Annotated in this window: 5 protein-coding genes and 1 tRNA gene; all 6 read left to right on the forward strand. The window is 50.5% G+C overall.

Features of this window, described 5'->3' with window-relative positions:
- The first annotated feature begins 59 nt into the window (after positions 1-59).
- The 6 genes from ACK4S9_RS15745 to ACK4S9_RS15770 all read left to right on the forward strand — a co-directional run bounded on the left by ACK4S9_RS15745 (position 60) and on the right by ACK4S9_RS15770 (position 7,702).
- A tRNA-Pro gene (locus ACK4S9_RS15745) sits at positions 60-136 on the forward strand.
- 135 nt (positions 137-271) lie between these two features.
- Positions 272-658 (forward strand): hypothetical protein, encoded by a 387-nt coding sequence (locus ACK4S9_RS15750; protein ID WP_409727276.1) that lies wholly within the window; start codon positions 272-274, stop codon positions 656-658.
- Between the two features lie 319 nt (positions 659-977).
- Entirely contained in the window at positions 978-3,758 is a 2,781-nt protein-coding gene (locus ACK4S9_RS15755) for a class I SAM-dependent DNA methyltransferase (protein WP_409727278.1), read from the forward strand.
- Positions 3,759-3,865: 107 nt separating this feature from the next.
- Positions 3,866-5,872: a DEAD/DEAH box helicase gene (locus ACK4S9_RS15760; RefSeq protein ID WP_409727281.1), complete on the forward strand. Its 2,007-nt coding sequence runs from the start codon at positions 3,866-3,868 to the stop codon at positions 5,870-5,872.
- Entirely contained in the window at positions 5,865-7,082 is a 1,218-nt protein-coding gene (locus ACK4S9_RS15765) for a GIY-YIG nuclease family protein (protein WP_409727284.1), read from the forward strand. The genes ACK4S9_RS15760 and ACK4S9_RS15765 overlap by 8 nt, the downstream gene beginning before the upstream one ends.
- Before the next feature lie 11 nt (positions 7,083-7,093).
- Positions 7,094-7,702 carry a restriction endonuclease gene (locus ACK4S9_RS15770; RefSeq protein ID WP_409727287.1) on the forward strand — a complete coding sequence of 203 codons (609 nt, stop codon included), beginning with the start codon at positions 7,094-7,096 and terminating at the stop codon, positions 7,700-7,702.
- Positions 7,703-7,779: the final 77 nt, after the last annotated feature.

Here is a 7,779-nt window from a genome sequence, read left to right on the forward strand (position 1 = left end):
CAAACGTATAACAAAAACTCAAGCATTCGGACGAGCTCTGATATAATTCCGGAGTTCGTCGGGGCGTAGCGCAGCCTGGTAGCGTACCTGCATGGGGTGCAGGGGGTCGGAGGTTCGAATCCTCTCGCCCCGACCAATAAAATCAATGAGTTAGGCCAGCCGAAGGGTTGGCCTTTTTCATTCTTGGCATACGTGGTAAGAAATTTGGTAAGAATTTCTCAGCGTGCTTTGTTTGGAGAGTACGCTAGCGTGGTAGAGACGGGGGCCAAGCATGAAGTCAGCTTCGGAAATTTTAGTCGAATTGGCGCAGACGATAGGACAGTTAGCTAGTGCTCTTGGAGCTTCTGAAAAGTACACAGCTGCCCTTGAAGGCAGGATGCTCCAACTCGAGCTTGAACTAGATGAGATTAGAGCTTTGCAGTCGACAACTGCTGAGATCAATCAGCCGGATTTAAAAATACCCTTGCTGGCCCTTGAACGCAAAAGTCACGTAACAACCTCAACAGCTGCTGCTTGGCTCAACCGTAGTCCGCAAACGTTGCGCAAGTGGGCATGCTGTGACAATGGGCCACTGAGCCCGACACGCATAAACGGCCGTCTTGCTTGGTCAGTTGAGGACTTAAGAAGGATCTTGATGACCCCTGCTAAGCCCCCCTGAACGCAGACACATTCTGTTGGCATCAGATGCGATGTAGCGGACTACCAATAAACGCAGGAGCTCACATTCAGGCAATTTCGTGCGTCGCGAGCGTCGTGTACGAAGTATGCAGTATCCAGGTACATTCGCTATATCTGCGTAGCTTCTGATGCTCTACAATGCTAGAGCGCAATACTCATCTCCCCTTGTGTTTTCGCGTTGTAGCCGCACGCGGCGTCGCGTACGAAGCTATCAAAAGTGACCTGGCGTAATTTTTGGCGAACACGCGAGCCGCAGTGAAAATCGAACAAAATATTGGTCACTTAGGCAAGATCGTCGTATGAACGCAGTTGAAATTGAAACAGCTATCTCAGAACTAGCTCTCCAGCCTTTTAGTGCTGCCGAGTTCCCATTCGCTTTTCTTGCTGCCTTTGGCAACAAGGAAACGACGCTTAAACGTTTGCGCTCCGGCAACAACAACCTTTCGGATGTACCTGGCGCAGTACTACAGCGCAACAATATCCACATCGCAACATGCGACGTGGGTGAGGTGAACTCAACTCTCAAAGTCTTAAGGAATAGCCAGGCCACCGCTAAAGCTAAAGCCAAGTTCATTTTGGCGACTGACGGGCAGATGGTTGAAGCAGAGGACTTGATCAGTGGCGAAACCATCTCCTGCGCCTACACCGACTTCCCCAATCGCTTCGGCTTTTTCTTACAGTTGGCCGGTATCTCTACAATTAAGGAGATCAAAGACAGCGCCATCGATGTGCGTGCCACTGGACGACTGAACAAGCTCTACGTCGAATTGCTGCGCGAAAATCCTGACTGGGCAACAGAGGAACGCCGCGCTGACATGAATCACTTCATGGCGCGGTTAATTTTTTGCTTCTTTGCGGAAGACACTGATATCTTCAACGGCGAAGGCCTATTCACGCAAATCGTGGAACAGATGTCGGAGCGTGACGGCACCAACACTCATGAAGTGTTGTCCGAAGTTTTCCGCGCAATGAATATCAGCCCCCCTGAGCGCCCTCGGGCCCAACCACGCCTCGGCAGCTGGGCCGATCAGTTCCCATATGTGAATGGCGGCTTATTCTCTGGCAGTACCGAAGTGCCCCGTTTCACGCGCATCGCACGCACTTACCTGTTACATGCCGGTGGCCTGAACTGGAAACAGATCAATCCGGATATCTTTGGCAGCATGATCCAGGCCGTCGCTGATGACGAAGAACGTGGAGCACTAGGCATGCATTACACAAGCGTGCCGAACATTTTGAAGGTGTTAAATCCTTTGTTTCTAGATGACCTGCGAACGCAGCTCGCAGAAGCTGGAGACAATGAACGAAAGCTTTTGAACCTGCGTAAGCGAATGGCACACATTCGCGTGTTTGATCCAGCGTGCGGATCAGGGAACTTTCTCGTCATCGCTTATAAGCAGATGCGTGACATTGAGGCCGAGATTAATCGCCGCCGCGGAGAACCGCATCTCGGCAGCGAGATTCCATTGACCAACTTTCGGGGCGTCGAACTACGCAATTTCCCGGCAGAAATTGCCCGCCTAGCGTTAATAATCGCTGAGTTTCAGTGTGACGTGCTGTATCGCGGACAAAAGGACGCGCTCGCTGAGTTTCTTCCGCTAGATGCGCAGAACTGGATAATTTGTGGAAATGCCTTGCGTTTGGACTGGCTCAAGATTTGCCCACCGACGGGTACAGGCGTTAAGTTAGTAGCCGATGATTTGTTCGGTACGCCTCTAAATCAGGCTGAAATTGACTTCGAGAACGAAGGTGGGGAGACCTACATTTGTGGAAATCCTCCTTATAAAGGCAGCAAGTGGCAGACGGACGAGCAGAAGAGCGACCTGGCGAACGTTTGGTCAAAACATCCAAACTTGGTCAAGACCACTGACTACGTCACCGGATGGTTCGCTAAATTCTTAGACTACGTTGACAGCGTACCCAACGCTGTTGGAGCCTTTGTAGCAACTAACAGCGTTTGCCAAGGTCAACAAGCAATTGACGTTTGGCCAGTAGCGTTTCAGCGTGAGTGCGAAATCCGCTTTGCCCATACGTCGTTTAAGTGGGCTAACCTGGCTAGTTATAACGCAGGCGTTACTGTAGTAATCATTGGACTCGGCAAGAAGTCTGCCGCACCGAAAAAACTGTATCAGGACGCTTTACTCAAGCAGTGTTCGGCGATCGGCCCATATCTAGTGCCAAATAGTCTTGCATATGTACAGAAAGCCAACAAGCCTATCGGTGAGCAGTCCCAAATGTTGTTTGGGAATATGCCGCGTGATGGTGGTCATCTATTCTTAGATACCGATTTGGTTGCAGAGGTCATCGCAAACGATCCTGAAGCTGCGCATTTTATCAAACGGTTTGTTGGATCAGACGAGTTGATCAATGGAAGGCAACGTTACTGCTTGTGGATCGAAGACAACGAGGTCGAAAAGGCAAAGGAAATTGAGTTCATCGCACAGCGGCTGAACTTAGTGGCCGAGAACCGCAAGAAATCTGATGCTGAATCAACCCGCCAATTTGCTAAGCAACCTCATCGGTTCGTCCAAATAGCTGGGGTGGCGGTAAGCAGCCAAATACTTGTACCTGGTGTGAGTTCTGAAAACAGGCCCTATCTTCCGTGCGACTACTTGACATCCGATAGTATTGTCTCGAACAAGTGCTTTGCACTCTACGACGCCCCACTATGGAACATGGCCCTCATCGCCTCCCGTCTTCACTGGGTTTGGATTGGCACAGTTTGCGTGAGGATGCGAACTGATTTTTCATATTCCAATACACTTGGTTGGAACACCTTCCCCATACCGCTCCTTACAGACCAGAACAAGGCTGACTTGACCGCATGCGCAGAAGACATTTTGCTAGCCCGCGAAATGCATTTTCCCGCGACGATTGCAGATTTGTATGACCCAGAGATGATGCCGGACAACTTGCGACATGCACATGAGCGCAATGACGAAGTATTGGAACGTATATACATTGGCCGTCGCTTTAGAAACGACACTGAGCGGTTAGAAAAACTTTTCGACCTGTACACGCAAATGGTGGCAAATGCGCAGCATGGTATGACGAAAATGAAGAGAGGAAAGAAAACGTGAGCACACACGCGGACAACCCAACAAACAGCCATACCGTCCCCTCAGTATCCATCACAACGGCAAGGACCGGGACATCAAGTAAGGCTAATTCGTTGGGAATGCGCCCAATGCAAGAGCGTGCCTACGCTAAACGCGGCGAGCAGTACCTGCTCATTAAGTCCCCGCCAGCTTCGGGAAAATCTCGTGCACTCATGTTTATCGCGCTCGATAAGCTCAATAATCAAGGCTTGCGTCAGGCTATCATCGTAGTGCCGGAGCGTTCTATTGGAGGTAGTTTTGCGGATGAGCAACTGAGCGAGTATGGATTCTTTTGGGATTGGAAGGTTGCTCCACAATGGAACTTATGCAATGCACCTGGCGTGGATGAGTTGCGCGTAGCAAAGTCTAAGGTGGATGCGGTACGACAGTTCCTGGAAAGTGCTGATCGGGCGCTTGTCTGCACTCATGCTACCTTCCGCTTTGCAGTAGACGAGATGGGCGTCGAGGCATTTGACGATCGCCTTATCGCCATCGATGAGTTTCACCATGTTTCCAGCAACCCAGACAATAAGTTAGGTAGTCAGCTGGAAGCCTTCATTGCTCGTCAGAAGACGCATTTAGTGGCGATGACCGGATCTTATTTTCGCGGCGATAGCGAGGCTGTGTTAGCTCCAGCGGATGAGGCAAAATTTGAAACGGTCACATACACCTATTATGAACAGCTGAATGGTTACCGATGGCTCAAATCATTGGATATTGGCTACTTCTTCTATACGGGCCGGTACGTCGATGCCATCTCGAAGGTATTAGATCCCGCACTTAAAACAATTGTCCACATACCTAGCGTGAACTCGCGCGAAAGTTTGCAAGACAAGGAGCGCGAGGTCAACGAAATTATGAATGCGCTGGGAACTTGGAAAGGCATCGATCCCGCCACTGGCTTCCATCTCATACAGACTAAAGATGGCCACACACTGAAGGTGGCCGACCTGGTCGATGACATTGACGCGGCCAAGCGTTCCCGCGTGCTAAGTGCTCTAAAAGATCCCGCGCAGAAGAATAACCGCGATCACGTGGACGTCATCATTGCGTTAGGTATGGCTAAAGAAGGGTTTGACTGGATTTGGTGCGAACATGCGCTTACGATTGGTTACCGTAGCAGTTTGACGGAAATTGTCCAAATCATTGGTAGGGCTACCCGTGATGCTGAAGGTAAAACGCGAGCCCGTTTCACCAACCTAATCGCAGAACCTAATGCTGAGCAGGCAGCGGTAGCTGAGGCTGTTAATGACATGCTAAAAGCGATTTCCGCAAGTTTGTTGATGGAGCAAGTGCTAGCTCCTCGGTATGAATTTACCCCCAAAAATACCGGCCCAAAGGAAGGGTTTGATTACGGCGACGTAGGCTATAAGGAAGACGGACACAACGTTGGCGTCAACAAAGATACAGGGCAAATTCACGTTGAAATTCATGGGTTAGCCACACCGCAAAGCCCTGAGGCAACTAGGATATGCCGAGAAGATTTGAACGAAGTCGTTACTAATTTCCTACAGGACAAGACCGTTTTAGAGCGAGGCCTGTTCGATAGGGAAAACACGTTACCTGAAGAACTGACTCAGCTACGAATGGGAAAGATTGTTCGTGAACGTTATCCGGATTTAAGTGAAGTAGATCAAGAGGCAATCCGCCAGCATGCGATTGCTGCTATGAATATCACGCAGCAGGCAAAATTAGCACTGATGAAGGCTGATTTGAGCGAAGCCGAAGCTTTACATGGCAACACGGCCTTATTGGACGGCGTACGCAAATTCGTTAATGTGCGGGACTTGGACATCGACTTGATCGATCGTATTAATCCCTTCGACGCAGCGTACGCAGTGCTGGCGAAGGCAATGGACGAGAAATCACTGCGACAAGTGCAGGCTAGTATTGCAGCCAAAAAAGTAAATATACCAGAAGATGAGGCCCGCGAACTGGCAAAGCGCGCATTACAATTTAAAAACGATCGCGGCCGTCTTCCAAACATTAATTCTTCGGATGCTTGGGAAAAGCGCATGGCGGAAGGTATAGCTGCTCTTGCCCGATATCGAGCACAAGCTAAAGCAGCAAAGGCGTCAGGAGAAATTGATGGCTGAGATGAATGATGATGAACTGCTGGATGCGTTAGGAATCGAAGTTACGCCCCTTAAATTCTCTAGCCGGACACCACGAGAGGAACGAATCGTCGCCGGGTTCAAAGAAATTTTGAGCTTTTACCAAACGCGTGGTTGCGCCCCTCAGCACGGCGAGGGACGGGACATTTTTGAGCGCTTGTATGCGGTTCGGCTGGAACAACTTCGTCGGCTGCCGGAAGCTCAGCAATTATTAGCGGCACTAGATGACCCTAAGCTATTATCTTCGACCGTGGCAGCCCAAATTGATTTGGATTCCTTGGACGAAGATGCGCTGTTGGCCGAGTTAGGGATTGATAGCGAACCTTCGACCCTCAATGACATAACCGTCCTGCGACATGTGCGTCCTTACGTAGAGATTAAGGCTGCGGAAGAAATCGCTAACCGGAAGCCATGTGCCGACTTCGAGGATTTTAGGTCGTTGTTTGAAGCAGCTGAAGCGGGGCTCAAAGCAAATACATGGATTACTAAGCCGTTTGCTAAGGACGCAAGTATCGAGGTGGGAGATTTCTTCATCATTGGGGGGCAAATGGCATACGTAGCTGAAATGTACGATTGCACCGAGACAAAGGATGGCCGCCCTAACCCACGTTTGCGGGTCATTTTTGACAACCATACTGAAAGCAATTTATTGCTACGTTCTCTATCGCGTTCACTTTACCCTGATGGAAGCACCCCGGTTGGGCGCCGCGTTATCAAAAAGGATGATGGCCCATTGTTCAGTGGCGCTGCGGAGCCTGACGATATTGAAACCGGTACTATTTACGTCCTGCGTAGCCTGTCAAGCCATCCGTATATCGCCGAGCATCGCGAGCTGATCCATAAGATCGGCGTAACAGGTGGAAGCGTTGTGACGCGGATTGCGGGTGCTGAAAAGGATGCTACGTATATGCTGGCGGGGGTAGAGATTGTAGCAACCTACAAGCTCCACAATCTAAATCGCGTCAAGCTAGAGAATATCTTCCACCGCTTGTTTGGAGCAGCTCAGCTAAATTTAAGTATCGAAGACCGCTTTGGGCATCCGGTGAAGCCGAAAGAATGGTTTTTGGTTCCGCTTCATGTCATCGATGAGGCAGTGCAGCGTATTAAGGACGGCTCAATCACTGACATTATTTACGACATAAAGACAGCTCGTCTAGTCGGATATTCGCCATCGACTGATGATATGTCTTAGTAAAGGTAAGCATGATGGAACGAATGTGGATGGTACGTGGAGAAGGCGGCAGTCTATACGACGCGTTTCGAGAGCGCGGGGTGGCGGCGATTGGCTGGAGCCAACTTGCCCCTCATGCCAAGCCAGGGATTGGGCGCAAACAGTTGATTATCCTGTATCAATCTGCCGAGCCCGAGGCGAAGCCGGGAACGGTAGTCTCGGGGGCGTCCCAAGTTTGGCGCTTTGTAAATGATATTCAAGAAGGCGACTGGGTCGTCACCTACTCGCCAGCCAATCGTCTCTACTTGATCGGGAAAGTCTGCGGTCCGGCGGAACATCATCCTGAGTGGGCTGATCGAGGCCTTTCACTTGCGCGCGCAGTTCAGTGGCAAACGCGGGAACTGCCCCGCGACAGTCTTAGCACCAGCAGTAAAAACAGTTTAGGCTCTACCCTTACATTGTTCGAGGTCTCACCCAGTGCAGCGGCCGAAGTCTGGGCACTGTTAAAAGGCGCACCCGTCGCAACAATAAAGGACGAAGTGGAGGAAGCCACTGCCGATCCGTTAGCTGATATCGAGGCTCAAGCTGTAGAGCGTATTAAAGTGGACCCATCGGTCAAGACAGTTTTTCAGCGAGTTTAAGCTGTGTCGTTTACTCTCACTGCAGCTGGTCGGCGCTGCCCCGTGATACCCCTTCCTCGCCGCTGGAGAGCCTTATC

Origin of the sequence: Massilia sp., assembly GCF_046293535.1 — a bacterium.
Classification (GTDB): Bacteria; Pseudomonadota; Gammaproteobacteria; order Burkholderiales; family Burkholderiaceae_D; genus Telluria.